Genomic DNA, 20,551 nt, shown 5'->3' with positions numbered 1-20,551 from the left:
ATGGCACAACAGCAGCAGCCCAAAAAGGTCAGCCTGAAAAACATTCGCAACCTCGCCGCATGGGACACCGCTATGCGCGAGTCCGTTCTGGGCCTTGCCTGACAAGGGCCTTCATGCGGAAGCCCTGCGGCACCCATCGCGCGAAGCTGCCGGCGGGCGACCTCGTGCTGTATCCGGCGTCGAGCCTGCATCACGTGACGCCCGTGACGCGCGGCGAGCGTGTCGCGTCGTTCTTCTGGATCCAGAGCATGGTGCGCGACGACGGCGACCGCACGCTGCTGTTCCAGCTCGATACGCAGATTCAGGCGCTGTCCGCCGAGAAAGGCGCGAAGGATCCGATGGTCATTTCGCTGACGGGGATTTATCACAACCTGTTGAGGAAGTGGGCCGATGCGTAGCGGGAACCGGTAGCACCGCCAGGCCGTGCCCCTGCGCTTGCGTCACGCCGGAATCCATGACTAAAATGACCATCGTCAAATGACTATGCTCATATCATGATGCCGCACGCTCCCGTTTCGAAATCCGAGTTCAAGGCCCGCGCACTCGAATACTTCCGGCTCGTCGAGGCGTCGGGCGAAAGCCTGATCGTCACCGATCACGGCAAGCCGACACTCGAAATCCGGCCGTATCACGCACGCGAGGCTCAGCCGTTGGACATATTGCGCGGCTCGGTCATGCGCTACGACAATCCTCTCGATCCGATTGCGGAAGATGATTGGGAGGCGTCGCGGTGATCGTGCTGGATACACATGCGTTGGTGTGGTGGGTGGCGGGCGATCCGTCACTCAGCAAGAAAGCGAGAAGCGCGATCGATCGCGCTCGGAGTGAAGGCGCGCTCGCCGCATCAGCGATCTCCGCGTGGGAGATTGCCATGCTGGTGCGCAACGACCGCCTCGCGCTGACGATGGATGTCGACGCGTGGCTGGCGACCGTCGCGCAGATCGACGGCATGCGCTTCGTGCCCGTCGATGCCGACATCGCCGCGAAATCCACTGACCTGCCCGGCGCGTTCCACAAGGATCCGGCCGACCGCATGATCGTCGCAACCGCACGGCGGCTCGGCGCGCCGCTTGTCACGCGCGACGAAAAAATCCGCGCTTACGCGCACGTCAAGACGCTCTGGTAAGCGTCGCCCGCCCGCGGGTCAAACCGCGACGCCGGACTCTGGCATATTGGCGATTCGTCTGACCAAATCAACCACGACCGCCCGGCCTTTGCGCAACAGAGCGTCCTGCTGACAGCCGGACGTGGCCCGCAACCGTCATTGCGCCACTTCGTCCACTATCGTGATTTCGCTCTCCGATCCCGTTGTCCGGTCGATCGCCCTACTGGAGTCGCCCGAAGCGTTTGTCGATCTCGCAGGTTTCCATGCGCGCATTGCCGTCGATATCGGCCGCCGCGACATCGAAAGCAGAAGCCCGCATTTCCTGAAAGTGCGCCGCGGTGTGGCCGAACGGCTGATCGCCGCTGCGCATGCGCTGCCCGCCGACCTGCGCCTGTACGTCAAGGAAGGCTATCGCCCGCTGGCCCTGCAGCGCGACTACTTCTCCGCACACCTCGCGCATCTGCGTCGCACGCTGAATCCGCTGCCGGACGAAGACGCGCTGATCGCGCTGACGAGCCACTACGTCGCACCGCCGGAAGTCGCCGCGCACCCAACGGGCGCTGCCGTCGACCTGACGCTGATCTCGGCGGATGGCACCGAGCTCGACATGGGCTGCATCATGAACGCCACCGACCACGAATCATCCGGCGCGTGCTACACGCACAACCCGTTCATCAGCCGCGCAGCCGCCCGCAACCGTCAGGTGCTGATCACCGCGCTGACGAGCGCCGGCTTCACCAATTACCCGTCGGAATGGTGGCATTGGTCGTTCGGCGACCGCTATTGGGCCGTGATGCACGATCAATCGCACGCCATCTACGGCCCCGTCGAGGAAAACATGCTCGACGAAGCCGCGTGCTGACATTCTTTCCGACGAAACGGGCCCGCCTCGGTAACATCCTCACTTGTCGATCCCTGCCCGCTCCCGCACAATCGCAGCACCTGCATCACTCTCCCCCGCGCCGATGTCCTATGCGTCACTCGCCACCGGCGTCCTCCTCGCGGGCGGCCTCGGTCAACGCTTCGACCCGAGCGGCCTGCACAGCAAGCTGCTCGCGCTGCTTCCCGACGGCACGCCGGTTGCGGTCGCGGCCGCCCGCCATCTCGCGGCGGCCACGGCCGACGTGATCGCCGTCGTGCGTCCCGGTGCCGAAAAACTCGCGATGCTGCTGAACGAAGCCGGCTGCCACGTCGTCTATGCGCCCGACGCCATGCGCGGCATGGGTGCGAGCCTCGCGGCCGGCGTGCGTGCGACGCCCGACGCGAACGGCTGGCTCGTCGCGCTCGGCGACATGCCGTGGATCGCGGCGTCCACCTACGAAACCGTCACGCGCGCGCTCGACGCCGATGACGCGTCGATCGTCGCGCCCGCGCATCGCGGCGTGCGCGGCCATCCGGTCGGGTTCGCCGCGCACCATTACGATGCGCTGGCCGCGCTCGACGGCGACACGGGCGCCCGCGCGCTGTTCGCCAGCGCGCCGGTCAGGCTGCTCGACGTCGAAGATCCCGGCATCGTGCGCGACGTCGATACACCCGCGGATTTGCGCTGACCGAGATCGCGCGCAGCGTGCTCGCGATGCGACGCCTGGCCCGCGCCGCGCGCGGCCGGTGCCTGCACGAACACCGCCCGTGCCCGGCTTGCGCCGACGACAGACCGCCCGCCGCCACAATCCCGCTGCAAACGCACGCCCGATTGGCTATAACGGAGACGAGGCGCTCCTGCCGCGCCACCGCCGTCACGCACTGAGCGAGTTCTCCATGAGCGATCACACGACCCCGACGCCCGAGCCACCGGCCGACCCGAACCGCGACCCGGAAGACGATCCGTTATCGCCACCATCGCCGGGCCACCATCACGACAATCCGCAGCAACCCGACGGCCCGCCGAGCAAGGATCCGGTCTAGCCGCGCGGCGACCGTGCCACCCATTCGCCACGCGGGTTCCTGCATGCGCCATCGCCGCATGACGCTGCCTAGCGCGCCGTATACCCGCCGTCGATCGGCAGCGACGCACCGCTGACCATCGACGCCGCATCGCTGAGCAGGAACAGGATCGGTTCGACGACCTCGTCCGGCTCCGCGAATCGCCCGAGCGGAATCGCGGCCAGCATCGGCGCCCGCTTTTCCGGTTCGCTCCACGCGAACTGCGCCATCGGCGTGAGCGTGACGGTCGGGTTCACACTGTTCACACGAATGCCGTGCGGCCCGAGTTCGATGCACAGCACGCGCGTGATCGCGTCCATCGCCGCCTTCGACGCGCAGTAACTCAGATGCGCGGGCAAGCCGACGAGCGCGGCCTGGCTCGATACGTTGACGATGCTGCCCCGCACCTGCGCGGCGCCACGCGCGTCGCGCGCGATCATCTTCCGTGCGACGGCCCGAGCCACGAGCGCCGCGCCGCGCGCATTGACGGCCATCACGCGATCGAAATGCGCGGCGCTCACCTCGAGCGCCGCTTCGAGCGACGCAATCCCCGCGCAATTCACGAGGCCGTCGAACGCATCGTGCGCGGCGAGCGCCGCGTCGATCGCATGCTCGTCGCCACCGACATCGAGTCGCATCGTCTCGCATGCGGTCTCGCCGGCCAGCGCATCGAGCGCGGCCACGTCGCGCCCGGCCGCGACGACCAGCGCGCCCGCCTGCGCCAGCGCGACCGCGCACGCGCGCCCGATCCCGCTCGACGCCCCCGTGACGAGCACCCGCGAACCGCCGAAATCGAATCGTGTCTTCACGATGGCGTGTGCAACCCGTGCATGATCGGTTTGAGCGCCGGATACAGCGCCGTGTACAGCGCAAAGCGCGCCGCATACGCTTTCGCGCGGTCGGCATCGGGCCGCGCGCGCTCGACGAGCGTGACCCATCCGCCTTGCGCATCGTCGTGCGACACGAGCCCTGCCCCGACGCCCGCGAGCAAGGCGGCCCCCATCGCGGCTTCGACGTCCTGCTCGATCGTCCACACCGGGAAGCCCGTCACGTCCGCGATGATCTGCATCCACAGCGCCGAATGCGCGGCTCCGCCCACGACGATCAGCCGGTCGTCGAGCGCCACCGCGCCGCGACGCCCGGCCTCGATGTTGTGCCGCAACGCGAACGCGACACCTTCGAGCACCGCGCGATACAGGTGCGCGCGTGTATGCGCGAGACTCAGCCCGACGAACGCGCCGCTCGCCTTCGCGTCCCACACGGGGCTGCGCTCGCCCATCAGGTACGGCAGGAACAGCACGCCGTCGGCGCCCGGCGGCACGCCTTCGGCCGCCTCCTCGAGCAACACGTGCGGATCGCCGTGCGGCAGCAGGCGTGCCGCATCGATTTCCGCGTGACAGAACTGGTCGCGAAACCAGGCGACCGACGCGCCGGCCGTGATCGCGCCGCCGAACACGTACAGGTCGCGCTGCCCGTTGAACACGTGCGGCATGCTGACGAGCCCGTGACGCGCATCGACGTGCCGGCTCACGTAACCCCAGCACATGCTGGTGCCGATCATCGCGACATGCTGCCCCGCGCGCGTCGCGCCGGCCGCGAAGGTCGCGACGGCCGCATCGACGCCGCCCGCGACGACGGGCGTGCCGGCCGGCAGCCCCAGTTGCTCCGTCCATTGCGACAGCAGCCCGCCGACGATGTCGGTCGATTCGACGAGCCGCTCGGGCATCATCGTCGCCGGAATGCCGAGCATGTCGAGCGCATCGTCGGACCACTCGCGGCGCGCGACGTCGTACACGCCGCCAATATTGCCGGCCGAACTGTGATCGACCGCGACCTCGCCGGTCAGCAGGTAGATCACGTACGCGTTCGGCGGCAGGAAATAGCGCACGTTCGCCCACACGTCCGGCCGCTGGTCGCGCAGCCACAGCATCTTCGTGAAGCCGTAGTAGCTGTCGACGCCATTGCCCGTGATCACGCGCAGCCGCTCGACGTTCACGTTCGCGTTGACCCAGTCGACTTCCGCGGTCGCACGCCGGTCCATCCAGATCAGGCACGGATGGAGCGGCCGCATGTCGATGTCGACCGGAATGCCTGAGCCGCCGTACAGGCTGCCCACGCACACCGCGCGAATCGCATCGGCCGGCACGCCCTGCGCGCGCGCATCGCTCACGCAGCCCGCGATGCACGCGAGCACCGCATCGAACCACACCTGCGGCCATTGCTCGGCCCACAGGGGGCGCGGCGTATCGGGCTGGTAGCCGGCCGAGCGCCGCGCGACGATCGTGCCGTGCCGGTCGACCAGCAGCGCCTTGGTGCTCTGCGTGCCGATATCGACGCCTATGACGTATTCCATGATGTCTCCGTTGACGCGCACGCCGGCCGTCAGCGGGCCGGCTTCAGCAGCACCTTGATCGATTCGGGCGATTTCGCGACGCGGATCGCGTCGTCCCAGTCCTCGAGCGCGAAATCGTGCGTGACGATGCCTTTCGACGTGACGAGCCCGCGCGCGAGCAGGTCGATCGCGATCGGGTAACAGTATGGCCCCAGGTGCGCGCCGCGCACGTCGAGCTCCTTGCGGTCGCCGATGATCGACCAGTCGACGGTCGCATCCTCGCCGAACACGCTGAATTCGACGAAGCGACCCAGCTTGCGGATCAGGTCGAGCCCCTGGCTCACGCCGACCGGCGCGCCGGTCGTCTCGATGTAGACGTCGCAGCCGTAGCCATCGGTGAGCGACCGGACGATCTCGCGTGCATCGTCGCGCGTCGGGTTGATCGTCACGTCCGCACCGTACTCGCGCGCGAGTTCGAGCCGCTCGTCGATCAGGTCGATCACGACGAGCTTCTTCGGCGTCTTCAGGTGCGCGACCTGCGTCATCATCAGCCCGAGCGGGCCCGCGCCCGCGATCACGACCACATCGTCGAGCTGGACATCGCCGCGGTTCACCGTATGGATCGCGCACGACAGCGGCTCGATGATCGCCGCATCCTCGAGCGACACGCCGAGCGGAATCTTGTGGACGATCGCGGTCGGCGGAATGCGCATGTACTCGGCCATCCCGCCGTCGGCCACCTCGCGCTGGAAGCCGAAGATGTTGTGCACTTCGCACATCCAGTACTGGCCCGACTTGCAATAGCGGCACTTGCCGCACGGCACGATCTGCTCGGCGATCACGCGGTCGCCCACCGCCACGCCGAAATGCTCGGCCGCGCCGTCGCCGAGCGCTTCGACATGGCCGAAGAATTCGTGGCCGGGAATCACGGGCGCCTTCACCCACGGGCTCGGGCCGCCCCAGAACATCTTCGCGCCGGTGTAGCACTTGCAGTCGCTCGCGCAGATCCCGCATGCGGCGATGCGGATCACGAGCTCGTTCGCGCCGGGGCGCGGCTTCGCGACCTGTTCGACGCGGTAGTCCTCGGGGCCGTGGCAGACGACCGCGGTCATGTGCGGCTGGGCTTCGGGTGTCGTCATGGATTGTCTCTTTCGTTGATGATCTGGATGACTGATGAATCGGTCGTTACCGCGACCGTTCGCGGCTGATGTAGATCGCGAGCAGGATGATTCCGCCCTTGATCACATTCTGCACATACGGGTTCACGCCGATCATGTTCAGCCCGTTGTTGAGCACGCCGAGCAGCAGCGCACCGACCAGCGTGCCGAGGATCGCGCCGCGCCCGCCGGAGATCGACGTGCCGCCCATCACGACGGCCGCGATCGCGTCGAGCTCGAAGCCCACGCCCGCGTTCGGCTGGCCGCTCATCAGGCGCCCGGTCAGCACGATCGCGGCGAGCGCCGACGTGAGCCCGGCCAGCGTGTAGACGATCAGCTTCACGCGCGCGACCCGCACGCCGGTGAGCCGCGTCGCCTGTTCGTTGCCGCCGATCGCATACACGTAGCGGCCGAACGGCATCCGGTCGAGCAGCAGCCACGCGACGGCATAGACCACCAGCATGATCAGCACGGGCGCCTGGATGCCGAATACCTTGCCGCTGCCGAAGAACGCGACCCAGTCGGGCAAGCCGTCGATCGGGTAGCCGCCCGTGTAGATCAATGCCAGGCCGCGCGCGATACCCATCGTCGCGAGCGTGACGATGATCGGCGGCATCCCCGCGAACGCGACGAACACGCCGTTCAGGAAGCCGAACCCGAGGCCGACCGCGATGCCGATCGCGAGCGCCGCAACCGCGTTCACGCCCGCGACCATCAGCCCGGCCGCGAGCGTGCCCGACAGCGCCATCACCGAACCGACCGACAGGTCGATCCCGCCGGTCAGGATCACGCAGGTCATGCCGACCGCGATGATCGCGTTGATCGATACCTGGCGCAGCACGTTCTCGAGGTTCGCGGCGGACAGGAAGCTCGGGCTCGCGATCATCATCGCGATGCACACGACGATCAGGCCGACGAGCGGATAGAACAGCGTCGAGCGCCGCAGCTGCGCCCACATCGCGCCTGGCGGCGGCGCGTCGCCATTGCCGGCGGTAGCCGCGAGCGGCGTGGAAGGCGTGGAAGAAGAATCAGGCAGGTTCATGGGTCGCTCCTCGCGTGCCGGCCGTGGCATAGGTCATGACCGTGTCGGGATCGATCTCGTCGCCGTCGAGCGTCGCCTCGATGCGACCCTGCCGGAACACGGCGACGCGATCGCACATGCCGACGATTTCCGGCAATTCGGACGAGATCATGATGATGGCGTAGCCGCGCGCGGTGAGTTCGCGCATCAGCCCGTAGATTTCCGCTTTCGCGCCGACGTCGATGCCGCGCGTCGGCTCGTCGAAGATCAGCACCGACGTGTGATGGTTCAGCCAGCGCGCGATCACGACCTTCTGCTGGTTGCCGCCGGACAGCGTCGCGACCTCGGTATGGATCGACGGTGCCTTCACGCCGACGCGCCGCATCACGTCGTGCGTGGTACGTGCTTCGCCGCGGCGATCGATCAGCCAGCGCATCGACCGGTACTTGCCGAGGTTGTTCAGCGAGATGTTGTCGCGGATCGAGAACGACGTGACGAGCCCTTCCGTCTTGCGGCTTTCCGGCAGGATGCCGATGCCCGCGCGCAGCGCGTCGGCCGGATCGGCGAGCTTCGCCGCCGTGCCGCGCACGCGCACGTCCTTGCGATGCGCACGCGTCGCGCCGATCACCGCGAGCGCGGTTTCCGTGCGGCCCGAGCCGACCAGCCCGGCGAAGCCGAGGATCTCGCCGGCATGCAGCGTGAAGCGGTTCACCGGGCCGCCGCGTTCGATCTGCAGTTCGTTGACCTCCAGCACCCGCGGCGCGTCGGCCGCGCGCGCCGGCTTCGGCGGAAAGCTGCTTTCGATCCGGCGGCCGACCATCATCCGCACGAGTTGTTCGACGTCCGTGCGCGCGACGTCGGTCGTCGCCACGTACTGGCCGTCGCGCAGCACCGTGATGCGGTCGCACACCGCGAAAATCTCGTCGAGGTGATGCGAGATGAAGATCATCGCGACGCCCTGCCGCTTCAGTTCGCGCATGATCGCGAACAGGTGCTCGGCTTCGGCCGGCGTGAGCGTGGCGGTCGGTTCGTCGAGGATCAGGATGCGCGCATCGAGCGACAGCGCCTTGCCGATCTCGACGAACTGTTGCTGCGCGACCGACAGCGCACGGATCGGCGCATCGAGATCGATCGCCACGCCGAGCCGCGCGAAGATCGCGGCCGCCGCGTGACGCATCCGCTTGCGGTCGCGCGCGCCCCAGCGATTGCGCAGCTCGCGGCCGAGGAACAGGTTGTCGACGGCATCGAGGTGCGGAATCAGGCTGAATTCCTGGAACACGATGCCGACGCCCGCCGCGACCGCGTCGTGATAGTCCGCGAAACGGCGTGCGGTGCCGTCGATCTCGATCGTGCCGGTATCCGGCTGATGAATGCCGCACAGGATCTTCATCAGCGTCGACTTGCCCGCGCCGTTCTCGCCGAGCAGCGCGTGAATCTCGCCGCGCGCAATCTCCAGATCAATGTCGGACAGCGCCTTCACGCCCGGAAAGCTTTTCGTGATGTGGCTGAGCCTGAGTATCGTGTCCATCGGCTTCTCCGTGCGAAGGGCGCCGGCCGCGCCGCCGCCCTTCGCGTCGCATCGCACGTCGTTCACCAGCTGAAGCCCTTCGCGTTGCCGCGATCGACCACCTTCACGTCGACGGGAATCGCCTTCGGCACCGTCGCGCCCCACTTGCGCGCGATCGCGATGCCGAGCGCGATTCGCACCTGGTCGGCCGGGAACTGCGCGGTCGTCTCGATGAACTTCGAATTCGGCTTCTGGATCGCGGCGATCGCCTCGGGCGCACCGTCGACGCTCGTCAGCTTGATGTCCTTGCCCGAGCTCTCGATCGCGGCAAGCGAGCCCATCGCGCCGCCGTCGTTCACGCTGAAGATGCCCTTCAGGTTCGGATGCGCGGAGATCATGTTTTCCGTGACCGACAGCGCGGTCGCGCGCTCCTGCTTGCCGTTCTGCGTGTCGACCAGCTTCACGTTCGGGTATTTCGCGAGCCCGGCCTTGCAGCCGCGCACGCGTTCGAGAATCGGCACGACCGGAATGCCGTCGAGAATGGCGACTTCGCCGCTGCCGCCGATCGCCTTCGCGAGGTAATCGCACGACATCACGCCCGCGTCGTAGTTCTTCGAGCCGACGAACGAATCGACCGGGCCGTTCGCGTTCGCATCGACGGCCACCACCACCGCGCCGGCCTTCTTCGCCTGCGTGATCGCCGACTGGATGCCGGTCGAATCGGTCGGGTTCACGAGCAGGATGTCGATCTTCTTCTGCAGCATGTCCTCGACGTCGCTCACCTGCTTGCTGACGTCGTGATGCGCGTCGGTGACGACGACCTGCGCGCCGATCGACGCGGCCGCGTCGTTCAATGCCTTCTGCATCGTCACGAAATACGGGTTGTTCAGCTCCTGGAACGTCATGCCGATGCGCAGCGGTGCGGCCTGCGCAGCGGCGGCGGGCAGCCAGGCCGCGACGGCGAGCGCGGCAACGGCCGCCAGGCGGGCGGCGCGACGGGGGGAAGAAGCGGGCGATGCGTGCGTCATGACGGTGTCTCCGGAATTGTGTGCAGCTTTTTCGTGGGTGAATGCGCCCCTCGCGACGTGGGCGACGCGATTGCGCTGGGTGAAACGGTGTGGAACGTTCAGGCGGGCCGCGGCCCCGCGATCATCCGGGCTGCGGTGCGCGCTCGGGGAAGCCGGCCGTGACGACACGCGGCGGCAGCGGATTGCCCGTAGGCGCCGCATGCAGCGCGAGCTCGCGGCTGCGCGCATTCAGGCGCTGCAGCGCGCGGAATTCGGACGGCGCCATCCCCTTCACCGCGCGGAACTGGCGGTTGAAGTTCGACACGTTGTTGAAGCCGGCCTGGAAGCAGATATCGGTGATGTTCGCGTCGTCGGCGAGCAACATCTGGCACGCGGCCTCGATCCGCAGACGATTCACGTACTGGACGAACGGCATGCCCGTCTGGCGGTGGAACGCGCGCGAGAACGCGCTGACGCTCTGCCCGGTCAGTTGCGCGAGATCGGCTTCACGCAGCTCGGACGCGAGGTTCTTGCCGATGTACGACAGCGCATGGCTGAGCCGCGTGGGCGTGACGTCGGCCTGGTCGTACGCGGGGCTCGCGAGCAGCGTGCGTTCGGCCGCCCCGCAAAGCCGCTCGAGGATCGTCATGAACAGCGCGATGCGGCGCATGCCGCGCGCGGCCAGCAGTTCGTCGAACAGCGGCGCGATCGCGGCGCTGGTCGCCGCGTCGAAGCCGACCCCGCGACGCGCATCGTCGAGCAGCGCCTGCGCGTCGCGGCATTCGGGAAACGCGTCCATGCAACGGCGCACGAACGCCGGGTCGAACTGGATCACGAGATTGCGGCGCTCGACGGTTTCGCCTTCGGCCATGTCACTGACCCAGTTGTGCGGCAGGTTCGGGCCGAGCAGCACGAGATGGCCGGGGCCGAACGAGCCGATGTGGTCGCCGACGAAATACTTGCCGCGCGTCGCGACGATCAGGTGCAGTTCGAATTCGGGATGGAAGTGCCAGCGGATCGTGCGGTACGGATAGCCGTGCGACCAGACCTTGAACGACTCGTCGCGTCGCACGTCGACCACTTCCAGATCGGGGTGCATCATTGTTGGCGTCTCCATTCCCATGTCTCGCTGGCCGGTTCGTGGCGCGCGTGCGCCGCGTCTTTCACACGGCGACGCGACCGGTCGCATGGGAAGCAATGTAGGTCGATCGAGCGCGCGGCTCCACCAACTTTACGCCTGATTTCCGATACTTTTTTGCGCATTCCGGCCGCACAGGGTGCCGGACGACAAATTTGTGCAGCGCGGAACGGCCCGGCGGCCGCCCGCTCCGGTGCTTACGCGGCCGCGTGCTCGCGCGCCGTCCGCACTTCGTATGCCTTCAGGTGGTTGTACGCGATCCGCAGCAGCGACAGCGTATCGGCCGCCTGCGGGTCGCGGCGCGCGAGCAGGTCGCCGATCACGTGATCGGCTTCGACGCGCGCATGGTTCTCGATGTCGCGCAGCATCGACGCGGTCAGCGGCGACGGCGTCAGCACCATCCGTTGCATCCGCTCGATGGCGGCCGGATCGGGCCGGTGGCCGTTGTGCTCGGCAATCGCGCTGCATTCGCCGAGCATCGTCTCCAGCAGGCGACGGCCGTCCGGCGCGGCAAGAATGTCGCCCACCGAGCCGCGGAACAGCGACGTGCTCGCGGCGAGCGTCGCGAGGAACACCCATTTTTCCCACATCCGCGCGGCCACGTTGTCGCTGAGCGTCGCATCGAACCCCGCGCCGCCGAGCACCTCGGCCACCGCGCGCACGCGCGGCGATTCGCCGCCCGCGAGTTCGCCGAAGGTGACCCCGTGCGTGTCGTTGAGGTGCACGATGCGCTGCTCGCGATCGAGCGTCGCCGCGATCACGCACAGCCCGCCGAGCACCGGCGCCGCGCCGAACCGGTCGCGCAGCACGTCGAGATGACGCATCCCGTTGAGCATCGGCAGGATCAGCGTCCGCGGGCCGACGAACGGCGCGAACGACTGAATCGCATCGTCGAGGCTGTACGCCTTGCAGCTCAGCAGCACGAGGTCGAACGGCGCGACGCCGGCACCCGCATCGCCCGCGCGCACGGTTTGCACGTTCGCGAGCGTCAGGTCGCCGCGCGGGCTGCGGATCAGCAGCCCGTCGCGCGCCAGCGCGGCCGCGCGGCCGTCGCGCACCAGGAACGTCACGTCGCGCCCCGCCGCGGCCAGCCGGCCGCCGAAATACCCGCCGACCGCGCCGGCCCCTACCACCAGAATTCGCATCGTTGCCTCCTTTCGGTTTCATTCGCCGCCGCGCCGCCGAGCCGCCGAGCCAGACGTGCGGCGCGCACGCCATCGCCCCTGAGTATAGCGACACCCGTTATGCATATGCATAGATACCCGTGTCGGCATGAGAGGCATGCGTCCACGGTACCGGTTCATAGGGATAACCCGTCTACGGTAACGGGCGCCGGACGCCGTCAAGACACTTACCCCGTCACGCCGTTCCGGGGAGCTTCCACGACTGACCGACCACACACCATGCGCAACCTTTCACTGAATCAGAAACTCGCCTCGATGATCGTCATCCTCTGGCTCGGCCTGCTCGTGATCGCCGGGCTCGGCGCATGGCAGACGCGCGCCTCGATGATCACGGACCGCCGCGAACAGCTCGCGTCGCTGGTCGCGCAGGCCGCGAGCGTGACCGACCATTTCTACAAGCTGTCGCAGCAGAACGCGCTGCCGGAAGCCGAAGCGAAGCAGAAGGCGATCGAGGCGATCGCCGCGATGCGCTCCGGCGCCGACGGCTACATCTCGATCAATGACTCGAAGCCGGTGATCGTGATGCATCCGATCAAGTCCGAGCTCAACGGCAAGGACGTGTCGAATTTCACCGATCCGAACGGCAAGCACCTGTTCGTCGAGATCGTGAAAGCCGGCAACCTGGAAGGCGGCAAGGGCTTCGTCGAGTATCTGTGGCCGAAGCCGGGCGCCGACAAGCCGCAGGACAAAACCAGCGCGGTGCAGCGCTTCGCGCCGTGGGACTGGTATCTCGTGACCGGCATGTACATGAACGACGTCCGCTCGGCGGTGCTCGAAAGCGTCGGCCGCTGGCTCGCGATGACGGCCGTGCTCGGCGGGATCGCGACCGCCGTGATGGTGCTGGTGCTGAAAAGCGTGCGCGCGAACCTCGGCGGCGAACTGGAAGTTGCGCTCGACGCCGCGCAACGCATCGCGCAGGGCGACCTGACCGCGCGCGTCACCGTGAAGCAGGACGATCGCGGCAGCCTGCTGCATGCGCTGCACACGATGCAGGCCGGGTTGATCGACATGGTGTCGCGCGTGCGGATGGGCACCGAGAACATCAACGTCGGCGCGAGCGAGATCGCGTCCGGCAACACCGACCTGTCGCAGCGCACCGAGGAACAGGCGGCCGCGCTCGTCCAGACCGCGTCGAGCATGGACCAGATGACCGCGAACGTGAAGCAGAACGCGGACAGCGCCGCGCAGGCCGCGTCGCTCGCCGACCAGGCCGCGCAGGTCGCGACGCGTGGCAGCGCGGTGGTCGACGACGTCGTACGCACGATGAACGAGATCACCGACCGCTCGCACAAGATCGGCGACATCATCGGCGTGATCGACGGGATCGCGTTCCAGACCAACATCCTCGCGCTGAATGCGGCCGTCGAAGCGGCGCGTGCCGGCGAACAGGGACGCGGCTTCGCGGTGGTCGCGGCCGAGGTGCGCTCGCTCGCGCAACGCTCGGCGACGGCCGCGAAGGAGATCAAGTCGCTGATCGTGTCGTCGAACGAGACCGTCGAGCAAGGCGCGGCGCTCGTCACGCACGCGGGCGAGACGATGGCCGAGATCGTGCAGTCGGTACGGCGCGTGAACGAGATCCTCGACGAGATCAGCCATGCATCGCGCGAACAGAGCGCCGGGATCGAGCAGGTCAATCGCGCGGTGGGCGAGATGGACCAGGTGACGCAGCAGAACGCGGCGCTCGTCGAAGAAGCCGCCGCCGCCGCGCATTCGTTGCGCGATCAGGCCGAGGCGCTGCGGGATGCGGTGACGCGGTTTGCGTTGCCGGCCTGACGGCGGCCGCCCGGCGCACGCGCGCTCACGCGGCGCGGCCGGGCCGTGACGCGGTCAGACCGGTGCCGAGCCCCAACCCCGCCGCCCGCTGGATCAGCTCGACGTCGTTGCTCACGCCGAGCTTCTTCATCGCGCTGATCTTCTGCGCGCTGACCGTCTGCTTGCCCTTGCTCAGACGCTGCGCGATCGTCTTGATCGGCACCCCCGACAGGTACAGGCGAATGACCTCGATCTCGCGCGCCGACAGCTTCACGAGCGCTTGGCCGCGCTCGTCGACTGTATCGACCGCGCGCCTGACGAGCGGCGACAGGTAGCGCCCGCCGCTGTAGCTCGAATGAATGGCCGTGACGATATGGCCGACCTCGTCGAACTTGCTGACGACGCTCACGCCGCCGATCGCGAGCATCGACCCGAAGATCAGCGGATTCTCGTTCGCGACCAGCGCGACGATCCCGACGTTCGGACGCGTGCGTCGCAGCCAGTCGAACAGCGCAAGGCCGTCCATCTGCTCGTCTCCGCGGACCGCATAGTCGACCAGCACGACATCGCAGTCGACACCGCCGAGCGACGCGACCAGTTCGGCCACGCTCCGGTACACCGCGACGATCTCGATCGCACAGCCGCTGCCCGCGACCTGCTCGATGCCGGCCAGCGTCAACGGCCAGTCGTACGCGAAAACGACGCGAACATTGAATTTCCTCATGCGCAGTTCCAGGTGGTTCGTCGGCCGCGCGACACGGAACGCGCACGGCCGGTTCGGCGTTGAAAGAACGTTCAGGCTATTTTTAGCCCGAACATCGATTCTAGGGAGGCGTGCTCAGGCGGGATATCGGACGGCATCGGGATCAACCGTCGGGGACGTAATACGAGTTTGAAATTTGCGCCGGTTCGAACGCCCGACACATCGGAGCCAGCCTCCGCGGACACCGGCCAAATGGCCAGCGTGGCGGTCGATGCGGGCCAAGCGACCGGCCAGCAGGTAAAATCGACGCCTTTGCATCCCGCGCCGGGCCACCGGCGGCGAGCGACGCGCCGATGCCGGCCGCGCGCCGCCGCCCGTTTGCCGGTTGCCCGTACCCCCGCTTTCCCCATGACCGAATCCGACCTGCAACCCGACGACACCTCCATCCACGAAGACGGCCTCTGGCGCGACAACGGCTGGACGGCCCGCATCATCAAGAACGAAGACGACGACGGCTGGGCCGTCGAGATGATCAAGGACGGCGAGTCCGAACCCGCGCTCGTCGGGCCGTGGACCATGGGCCGCGACAAGAAGAACCCGAAGCCGATGGACGCGAACGCGTTCCGCACGCTCGTGAAGACCGCGACCGAGGTGCTGATGCGGCACGAGCAGCAGCGGCGCGCGATGCTGCACAAGGAAGTGACGGTTCAGGGCGAGGACGACCAGGATGTGTCGGTGACGCTCGACATCGTGCCGGACGAGTTCGAGCCGTACGCGCAGCTCAAGGCATTCGATCCGTATGGCGAGCTGCTGGCCGAAGCAAAGGTGTCGGCCGGATTCAAGCTCAACAAGGCCAGCGCCGAGCGCTGGGTCGCATCGGGCTTCGAGCGGCCGGCCGCCTGATCGCGCGCGGCGCGCCGGGCCGCGCGCTCAGGCGCCGGCGCCCTGCCGTGCGCGCCGCAGCCGGCGCGCCGCCAGCTTGCGCCGCACGAGCTGTTCGAACTGCCGCGTCGCGACCGCCGGGTCGCGCGCGGCCAGCCCGAGCGCGTTGCGCACGAGCTGGATCGGCGTCAGCACGAGGCCCCACGGCAACCCCCACCAGCCGAACGCGGCCGAAGCCAGCAGCGCGACCGCCTGCTTCCTGCGGCCGCAACGCCGGCAGCACACATGGCGTCGCGTCGCCCAGCGCGTGACGAACAGCAGCGACACGACGCGATGCGACGCATGGACATCCACCGGCTGGTCGTCGCGACCGCAGATCGGGCACGGCCCGTAACGCCAGTCGTGCACGTACTCCCAGACTTTCGCGTCGGGCACCCGCTCCGCCTCGACGACGATCGGATGCGCTTGCGCGCACGCCGCACGGCAATAGCGGCGGCCGTCGATCGACCGCCCGCCGACCAGGAACGTCCTGCCGCAGTGACTGCACTCTGCCACGGTAACCTCGGATAAGCGTGATGCGCCGCGTGCCGGCCGCGCGCAGCATGGCTGCACCGGCGGTCCGGACGGGCCGTTTCCTGTCTTAACGGCCGACATCGCGCGGTCTTGAGCGGCGGTTTGCCGCAGCGCGTCAGCTGTGCAGCCCGTGCGCGGTCATCAGCCGATACAGCGTCGCGCGCGAGATGCCCAGCGCGGCCGCCACATCCGCATGCTGGTGGCGGTGGCGCATCAGCGTTTCCTCGATCGCGTGCCGCTCGGCCTGCCGGCGCGCTTGCGCGAGCGTCGGCGGCCGCCGCGACGTGTACGGGTGCAGTTCGAGATCCGACGCCGAGATCATCGGGCCGTTCGTCATCACGACCGCGAACCGGATCCGGTTGATCAGCTCGCGCACGTTGCCGGGCCATGGGTAGTTGTGGATCGCTTCGATCGCGCACGGCATGAAGCCGCGAATCCGCTGCAAACTGTCGCCGCGATAGCGCTGCAGCACGTAGTCGGCGAGCAGCATGATGTCGCGGCCGCGCACGCGCAGCGGCGGCTCGTCGATGCGCAGCACGCACAGGCGGTAGTACAGGTCGGCACGGAACCGCCCCGCCTGCATCGCGGCCTCGAGATCGACGTGGGTCGCCGACACGATCCGCACGTCCACCGGAATCGACGCGTGCCCGCCGAGCCGCTCGATCGTGCCTTCCTGAAGGAAGCGCAGCAGGCTCGCCTGGCTCTCGAACGGCATGTCGCCGATTTCGTCGAGAAACAGCGTGCCGCCGTGCGCGGCCTCGATCCGGCCGGTCTTGCGCTGGTGCGCGCCGGTGAACGCGCCGCGCTCGTGGCCGAACAGTTCGGCCTGCAGCAGCGTCGGCGGAATGGCCGCGCAGTTCACGGCGACGAAGGGCGCGTCGGCGCGCAACGACTGCTGGTGGATTGCCGCTGCCGTCAGCTCCTTGCCGGTGCCGGATTCGCCGGCGACGAAGACGGTGGCGTCCGTGTTCGCGACCTTGCGGATCGTCGCGAACAGCCGGCGCATTGCGTCGCACGAGCCGATCATCGTGCCGCCGGGGGGCGCCGCATCGGCGTCCGGGCTGACGTCCGCGAGCTTCAGCATCCCGTATGCATGGCCGACCAGATAGCCGATCGTCGTATAGGCGTTCGCATTGCGCACGTAGTCGAAGCAGCAGCGGCGAATCAGGCGCGTGATGGTGAGATCCCGCAGCCGCTCAGGGTCGGCGAGCGCGACCCAGCCGACGCGCGGATCGCGCAGCAGCGTCTCGAACGACGTGAGGTCGAGCGACGCGAAGCTGCCGAAATCGACGATCCCCGCATGCGGGCGGTTCACCCTGACGAGATTCAGTGCGTCCGCAACGGTTTTCGCGCGCCATACGTCCCAGCCGCGTGACGCAAGGCAGTCGACGAGCGCGGCATCGTGCTGCCGCGACAGGTAGACGAGTGGCCGCGGCGGCACGACATGGTTGCGCCGGACGGCAACGAACGGCGCCGGTCCCGCATCGCGTTCGAGATCCTGCGGGCCCGACACCCTGATCTGGCAGCAATAGTTCACGATGGCCTCGTCGCTTGGATGGGTTGTCGAAACGGCCGTTGCCGGATCGCGCGGAGCGGGACATCGTGGTCCCGCGGCGCAGCGCCGGGCCGTCCTCGGATTGACGTTTCGTTATCGGCAGAACACGACACGCTGCGTGTAGATCTGCGGCTCGACGACCGGCTTCGCGGAGCGGTTGAGGTCGTCACGATAGGCGCGGTAGGTCTTGCCGTTCACTGTCACCTCCGTCGCAGGGGCCGTCTCGATCGAGCCGAGCCCGTTGCGCTGCCACCCGCTCACCCGATCCGCCGCCGTCACGTTCGACTCGCCGGCGATCTTCTGCGTGATCGCGCTGCCGTCGCTCCATGGCTGCGTCTGCATGTCCTCGGCATGCTGCATCGCGCCGATCGTCTTGCCGGTCGATGTCGGCCCCTTCTGCGCTTCGAACGGCGCGCCACGGCCGTACACCGGCGATTGCCACGACGGGGCGTGACCTTCCTCCGGCATCATGTAGATCATCTGCGGATCGCCGATCATCATCATCGGCGCGCATGCCGTGTTGTCGGCGCGACCGAGCGTCGACAGCGCCTGCTGGACGCTCACGGCGTTCGCGGCGGTCTGCTCGCCCAGGATCACGAAGACCGCCGGGTTCTGAAATACCGACTGCGCCGCGGCTTGTGCGCTGTACAACAATAGAGCGACCAAAAAGATCCTCATGATTGAGGCCTCCTTGCATCCTCGTCAGGCAAAAAGAGGTGTTGACCTCGGGGATGGGACCAACACCCGTCAAACAGGAAACGACCGCCGGGCATCGGGTTCGAACGTCTCCCGTGCGGCCGGTGTTCCGGTCACACGGGAAACCGACCCGCGTGCTTACGACGACGTGCTCGTCGAGATGACCGCCGGAGCCGGCACGACCGGTGCAGCCGGGGCGGCCTGCTGGTCGACCGAAGCCGGCGGCAATGCTTGCGCCGGATCGGACAACGCCGGCATGTCGGCGGGCTGCGCAGCCGCTGCTTCCGGCACCTTCGCGTCGGCAGTCGGCAGGTCGGCAGGCGCCGCGGCTACGGCAGGCTGCGCGGCTTCCGGTGCGGGTGCTTCCGCGGCGACCGGCGCCGGCTCGGCGGCCTTCGCATCGGCTGCCGGAGCGGGCATCGCGGCTTCGGCTGCAGGCGCCGCGACGACGGCAGCGGCCGGCGTCGTGTCCGCAGCCGGCGCGGCAGCGACCTGCGCTGCGTTGTCGCTCGCGGCCGGCATCGGCTCCGGTGCCTTGTCGGCGACGGGCTGCACGGGCTCGGGGGCCTTGTCGGCGACCGCCGGTGCGGGTTCCGGTGCCTTGTCGGCAACCACCGGTGCGGGTTCCGGTGCCTTGTCGGCGACTGCCAGTACGGGTTCCGGTGCCTTGTCGGCGACTGCCGGTACGGGTTCCGGTGCCTTGTCGGCGACCGCCGGTGCGGGTTCCGGTGTCTTGTCGGCGACCACCGGTGCGGGTTCCGGTGCCTTGTCGGCGACCACCGGTGCGGGTTCCGGTGCCTTGTCGGCGACCGGCTGCACGGGCTCCGATGCCTTCGTGTCGGCGACCTGTGTGGCAGGCGCTTGCGATGCCTTGTCCGCGACTGCCGCTGCGGCGATCACGGCGGCAGCCGGCACGGCAGCAATCGCAGCCGCCGGGGCGACCGACGCTGCGGGTGCGGCGGCGACAGCGGGCACCGCGGCTGCGACGGCAGGTGCTGCAGCGGCCGGGGCGGCGGTAGCAACAGCAGGCGTCGCCACTGCCGGTGCGGCGGCCGCAACAGCAGGCGCTGCCACTTTCGGTGCGGCGGCAACAGCAGGCGCTGCAACGGCCGGCGCAGCGGCAACCGGCGCCATCGACGGCACGGGCACCGGAACCGACACGGGTGCGGCCTGCACCGAAGTCGTCGCCACCGGACGGGGCTGCGCCGGTGCCGGCGCGGCAGCGCCGAGCGGCGGCAAGCCCATGCGGTCGCGCACGATCGGATCGCGATACTTCACGTCGTCGGCGACCGTCGCTTCCACGCTCGGCGCCACGTTCGAACGGGCGAGCGGCGCAGTCGTGCCCGGGCACAGGTGCCCGGTCGCTTCGACCGCACGCCGGTTCGCGTCGCTCTGGCAGAGCAGCGCGAGTGCCACGTCGGTCAGGCCCATCGCACGGAATTCACGCGCATCGAGTCGGCGGACGCAGGCCTGGTCGACCAGCGTCGTGCCGCCCGTCGCACCGAACCCCGGGAACGACACACCGACGCTCACCGATCCCATGCAGGTGTCGGACAGCGTGGTCGTGAGGCCCGGCGCCTGGATCGAGGGGTTCGTCTTGATCGTCTGCGTTCCGGAGTAGTTGACGTTTTCCGACGTCTGGGTGTTGTACGGGTTGGTGCCGGGCGCGCCGGACGACTGCAGCGAGTTCACGCTCTGCGGCGTCACGTTGCCGCCGGCCGTGCCGGACGGCATCGTCACGTTGACGTTCACGCTCGAATTGCCGCTGCCGCGCACCCCGCTGCTGCTGGTGGCGTTGCCGCCGCGCGAACTCGTGGTGTTCGTGTTCATGCTCGAACCGCCGCCCTGGCTGATCGCAGTCGAGCCGCTCGACGACTGCGAGCTCGAACTTGAGTCCGCGGTTTGCGCGTGAGCCCCGATCGTGGTCATCGCGAACATCGCCGCACATGCCACCTTGATCCTGTTGCTGTTCATTTCACTCTCCGGACGAGGTTTGACCTCCCACCCAGGCAACCG

At 68.2% G+C, this 20,551-nt stretch carries 20 protein-coding genes and 1 pseudogene; 8 read left to right on the top strand and 13 right to left on the bottom strand.

Annotated features, from left to right (window positions below):
- Window positions 1–128 precede the first annotated feature (128 nt).
- The 6 genes and pseudogenes from CFB82_RS22805 to CFB82_RS43340 all read left to right on the top strand — a co-directional run.
- Window positions 129–398: pseudogene (locus tag CFB82_RS22805) on the top strand (PKHD-type hydroxylase); the annotation flags it as partial.
- A gap of 96 nt (window positions 399–494) precedes the next feature.
- Window positions 495–734, top strand: coding sequence for a type II toxin-antitoxin system Phd/YefM family antitoxin (locus tag CFB82_RS22800; RefSeq protein ID WP_011659184.1), 240 nt, complete (start codon window positions 495–497; stop codon window positions 732–734).
- Window positions 731–1,126, top strand: coding sequence for a type II toxin-antitoxin system VapC family toxin (locus CFB82_RS22795; RefSeq protein WP_089448450.1), 396 nt, complete (start codon window positions 731–733; stop codon window positions 1,124–1,126). The genes CFB82_RS22800 and CFB82_RS22795 overlap by 4 nt, the downstream gene beginning before the upstream one ends.
- A 160-nt stretch (window positions 1,127–1,286) precedes the next feature.
- Complete coding sequence (locus CFB82_RS22790) at window positions 1,287–1,967, top strand: M15 family metallopeptidase (RefSeq protein ID WP_235986488.1); 681 nt, start codon at window positions 1,287–1,289, stop codon at window positions 1,965–1,967.
- 103 nt (window positions 1,968–2,070) lie between these two features.
- A complete protein-coding gene (locus CFB82_RS22785) occupies window positions 2,071–2,655 on the top strand; it encodes a nucleotidyltransferase family protein (protein ID WP_089485376.1) in 585 nt (194 codons plus the stop codon).
- Window positions 2,656–2,863: 208 nt separating this feature from the next.
- Window positions 2,864–3,010: a hypothetical protein gene (locus CFB82_RS43340; RefSeq protein ID WP_174943407.1), complete on the top strand. Its 147-nt coding sequence runs from the start codon at window positions 2,864–2,866 to the stop codon at window positions 3,008–3,010.
- A gap of 68 nt (window positions 3,011–3,078) precedes the next feature.
- Here CFB82_RS43340 and CFB82_RS22780 read toward each other — a convergent pair whose 3' ends face one another.
- The 8 genes from CFB82_RS22780 to panE all read right to left on the bottom strand — a co-directional run bounded on the left by CFB82_RS22780 (window position 3,079) and on the right by panE (window position 12,335).
- On the bottom strand, window positions 3,079–3,837 hold the full coding sequence (locus CFB82_RS22780) for an SDR family oxidoreductase (RefSeq protein WP_089485375.1): 759 nt from the start codon (window positions 3,835–3,837) through the stop codon (window positions 3,079–3,081).
- Window positions 3,834–5,381, bottom strand: a complete 1,548-nt coding sequence (locus tag CFB82_RS22775; RefSeq protein WP_089485374.1) for an FGGY-family carbohydrate kinase — start codon at window positions 5,379–5,381, stop codon at window positions 3,834–3,836. Before CFB82_RS22775 ends, CFB82_RS22780 begins: the two co-directional genes overlap by 4 nt.
- Window positions 5,382–5,410: 29 nt before the next feature.
- On the bottom strand, window positions 5,411–6,499 hold the full coding sequence (locus CFB82_RS22770; RefSeq protein ID WP_089485373.1) for an alcohol dehydrogenase catalytic domain-containing protein: 1,089 nt from the start codon (window positions 6,497–6,499) through the stop codon (window positions 5,411–5,413).
- A 46-nt stretch (window positions 6,500–6,545) separates the two neighbouring features.
- On the bottom strand, window positions 6,546–7,559 hold the full coding sequence (locus CFB82_RS22765; RefSeq protein ID WP_089485372.1) for an ABC transporter permease: 1,014 nt from the start codon (window positions 7,557–7,559) through the stop codon (window positions 6,546–6,548).
- Window positions 7,546–9,066, bottom strand: coding sequence for a sugar ABC transporter ATP-binding protein (locus CFB82_RS22760; protein ID WP_089485379.1), 1,521 nt, complete (start codon window positions 9,064–9,066; stop codon window positions 7,546–7,548). The genes CFB82_RS22765 and CFB82_RS22760 overlap by 14 nt, the downstream gene beginning before the upstream one ends.
- 62 nt (window positions 9,067–9,128) lie before the next feature.
- Window positions 9,129–10,073 (bottom strand): substrate-binding domain-containing protein, encoded by a 945-nt coding sequence (locus CFB82_RS22755; RefSeq protein WP_069252104.1) that lies wholly within the window; start codon window positions 10,071–10,073, stop codon window positions 9,129–9,131.
- 121 nt (window positions 10,074–10,194) lie between these two features.
- Complete coding sequence (locus tag CFB82_RS22750) at window positions 10,195–11,154, bottom strand: AraC family transcriptional regulator (RefSeq protein ID WP_089448098.1); 960 nt, start codon at window positions 11,152–11,154, stop codon at window positions 10,195–10,197.
- A 233-nt stretch (window positions 11,155–11,387) separates the two neighbouring features.
- A complete protein-coding gene (gene panE / locus CFB82_RS22745; RefSeq protein ID WP_089485371.1) occupies window positions 11,388–12,335 on the bottom strand; it encodes a 2-dehydropantoate 2-reductase in 948 nt (315 codons plus the stop codon).
- Window positions 12,336–12,593: 258 nt separating this feature from the next.
- Here panE and CFB82_RS22740 point away from each other — a divergent pair, with 258 nt between their 5' ends.
- Window positions 12,594–14,147: a methyl-accepting chemotaxis protein gene (locus tag CFB82_RS22740; RefSeq protein ID WP_089485370.1), complete on the top strand. Its 1,554-nt coding sequence runs from the start codon at window positions 12,594–12,596 to the stop codon at window positions 14,145–14,147.
- A gap of 25 nt (window positions 14,148–14,172) precedes the next feature.
- On the opposite strand, the gene CFB82_RS22735 is transcribed toward CFB82_RS22740, so the two are convergent.
- Window positions 14,173–14,850 (bottom strand): response regulator transcription factor, encoded by a 678-nt coding sequence (locus tag CFB82_RS22735; protein ID WP_089485369.1) that lies wholly within the window; start codon window positions 14,848–14,850, stop codon window positions 14,173–14,175.
- Between the two features lie 387 nt (window positions 14,851–15,237).
- Between CFB82_RS22735 and CFB82_RS22730 the strand changes: the two genes are divergently transcribed.
- Window positions 15,238–15,732 carry a hypothetical protein gene (locus CFB82_RS22730; RefSeq protein ID WP_069252109.1) on the top strand — a complete coding sequence of 165 codons (495 nt, stop codon included), beginning with the start codon at window positions 15,238–15,240 and terminating at the stop codon, window positions 15,730–15,732.
- 27 nt (window positions 15,733–15,759) lie between these two features.
- Here CFB82_RS22730 and CFB82_RS22725 read toward each other — a convergent pair whose 3' ends face one another.
- From CFB82_RS22725 to CFB82_RS22710, 4 genes are all read right to left on the bottom strand, one after another.
- Window positions 15,760–16,266 carry a hypothetical protein gene (locus CFB82_RS22725; RefSeq protein ID WP_089485368.1) on the bottom strand — a complete coding sequence of 169 codons (507 nt, stop codon included), beginning with the start codon at window positions 16,264–16,266 and terminating at the stop codon, window positions 15,760–15,762.
- 133 nt (window positions 16,267–16,399) lie between these two features.
- The gene (locus CFB82_RS22720) at window positions 16,400–17,821 is read right to left on the bottom strand and encodes a sigma-54 dependent transcriptional regulator (protein ID WP_089485367.1); all 1,422 of its coding nucleotides are present in this window, start codon (window positions 17,819–17,821) and stop codon (window positions 16,400–16,402) included.
- Window positions 17,822–17,932: 111 nt separating this feature from the next.
- Window positions 17,933–18,517 (bottom strand): hypothetical protein, encoded by a 585-nt coding sequence (locus CFB82_RS22715; protein WP_089485366.1) that lies wholly within the window; start codon window positions 18,515–18,517, stop codon window positions 17,933–17,935.
- Between the two features lie 156 nt (window positions 18,518–18,673).
- Window positions 18,674–20,509, bottom strand: coding sequence for a chemotaxis protein CheA (locus tag CFB82_RS22710; RefSeq protein WP_089485365.1), 1,836 nt, complete (start codon window positions 20,507–20,509; stop codon window positions 18,674–18,676).
- Window positions 20,510–20,551: the final 42 nt, after the last annotated feature.

It is taken from the genome of Burkholderia sp. HI2714, from assembly GCF_002223085.1.
GTDB lineage: Bacteria > Pseudomonadota > Gammaproteobacteria > Burkholderiales > Burkholderiaceae > Burkholderia > Burkholderia lata_D.
Note: the sequence above shows the minus strand (reverse complement) of the source record. Positions and strands in the feature narration are given on the sequence as shown.

What these genes read in the sequence shown, in the direction of transcription:
- CFB82_RS22760 (WP_089485379.1), bottom strand. Translation starts at nt 9,066, where the DNA reads ATGGACACGATACTCAGGCTCAGCCACATCACGAAAAGCTTTCCGGGC.
- CFB82_RS22770 (WP_089485373.1), bottom strand. Translation starts at nt 6,499, where the DNA reads ATGACGACACCCGAAGCCCAGCCGCACATGACCGCGGTCGTCTGCCAC.
- CFB82_RS22735 (WP_089485369.1), bottom strand. Translation starts at nt 14,850, where the DNA reads ATGAGGAAATTCAATGTTCGCGTCGTTTTCGCGTACGACTGGCCGTTG.
- CFB82_RS22730 (WP_069252109.1), top strand. Translation starts at nt 15,238, where the DNA reads ATGACCGAATCCGACCTGCAACCCGACGACACCTCCATCCACGAAGAC.
- CFB82_RS22740 (WP_089485370.1), top strand. Translation starts at nt 12,594, where the DNA reads ATGCGCAACCTTTCACTGAATCAGAAACTCGCCTCGATGATCGTCATC.
- CFB82_RS22715 (WP_089485366.1), bottom strand. Translation starts at nt 18,517, where the DNA reads ATGAGGATCTTTTTGGTCGCTCTATTGTTGTACAGCGCACAAGCCGCG.
- CFB82_RS43340 (WP_174943407.1), top strand. Translation starts at nt 2,864, where the DNA reads ATGAGCGATCACACGACCCCGACGCCCGAGCCACCGGCCGACCCGAAC.
- CFB82_RS22750 (WP_089448098.1), bottom strand. Translation starts at nt 11,154, where the DNA reads ATGATGCACCCCGATCTGGAAGTGGTCGACGTGCGACGCGACGAGTCG.
- CFB82_RS22765 (WP_089485372.1), bottom strand. Translation starts at nt 7,559, where the DNA reads ATGAACCTGCCTGATTCTTCTTCCACGCCTTCCACGCCGCTCGCGGCT.
- CFB82_RS22785 (WP_089485376.1), top strand. Translation starts at nt 2,071, where the DNA reads ATGTCCTATGCGTCACTCGCCACCGGCGTCCTCCTCGCGGGCGGCCTC.
- CFB82_RS22800 (WP_011659184.1), top strand. Translation starts at nt 495, where the DNA reads ATGATGCCGCACGCTCCCGTTTCGAAATCCGAGTTCAAGGCCCGCGCA.
- CFB82_RS22755 (WP_069252104.1), bottom strand. Translation starts at nt 10,073, where the DNA reads ATGACGCACGCATCGCCCGCTTCTTCCCCCCGTCGCGCCGCCCGCCTG.
- CFB82_RS22710 (WP_089485365.1), bottom strand. Translation starts at nt 20,509, where the DNA reads ATGAACAGCAACAGGATCAAGGTGGCATGTGCGGCGATGTTCGCGATG.
- CFB82_RS22775 (WP_089485374.1), bottom strand. Translation starts at nt 5,381, where the DNA reads ATGGAATACGTCATAGGCGTCGATATCGGCACGCAGAGCACCAAGGCG.
- panE (WP_089485371.1), bottom strand. Translation starts at nt 12,335, where the DNA reads ATGCGAATTCTGGTGGTAGGGGCCGGCGCGGTCGGCGGGTATTTCGGC.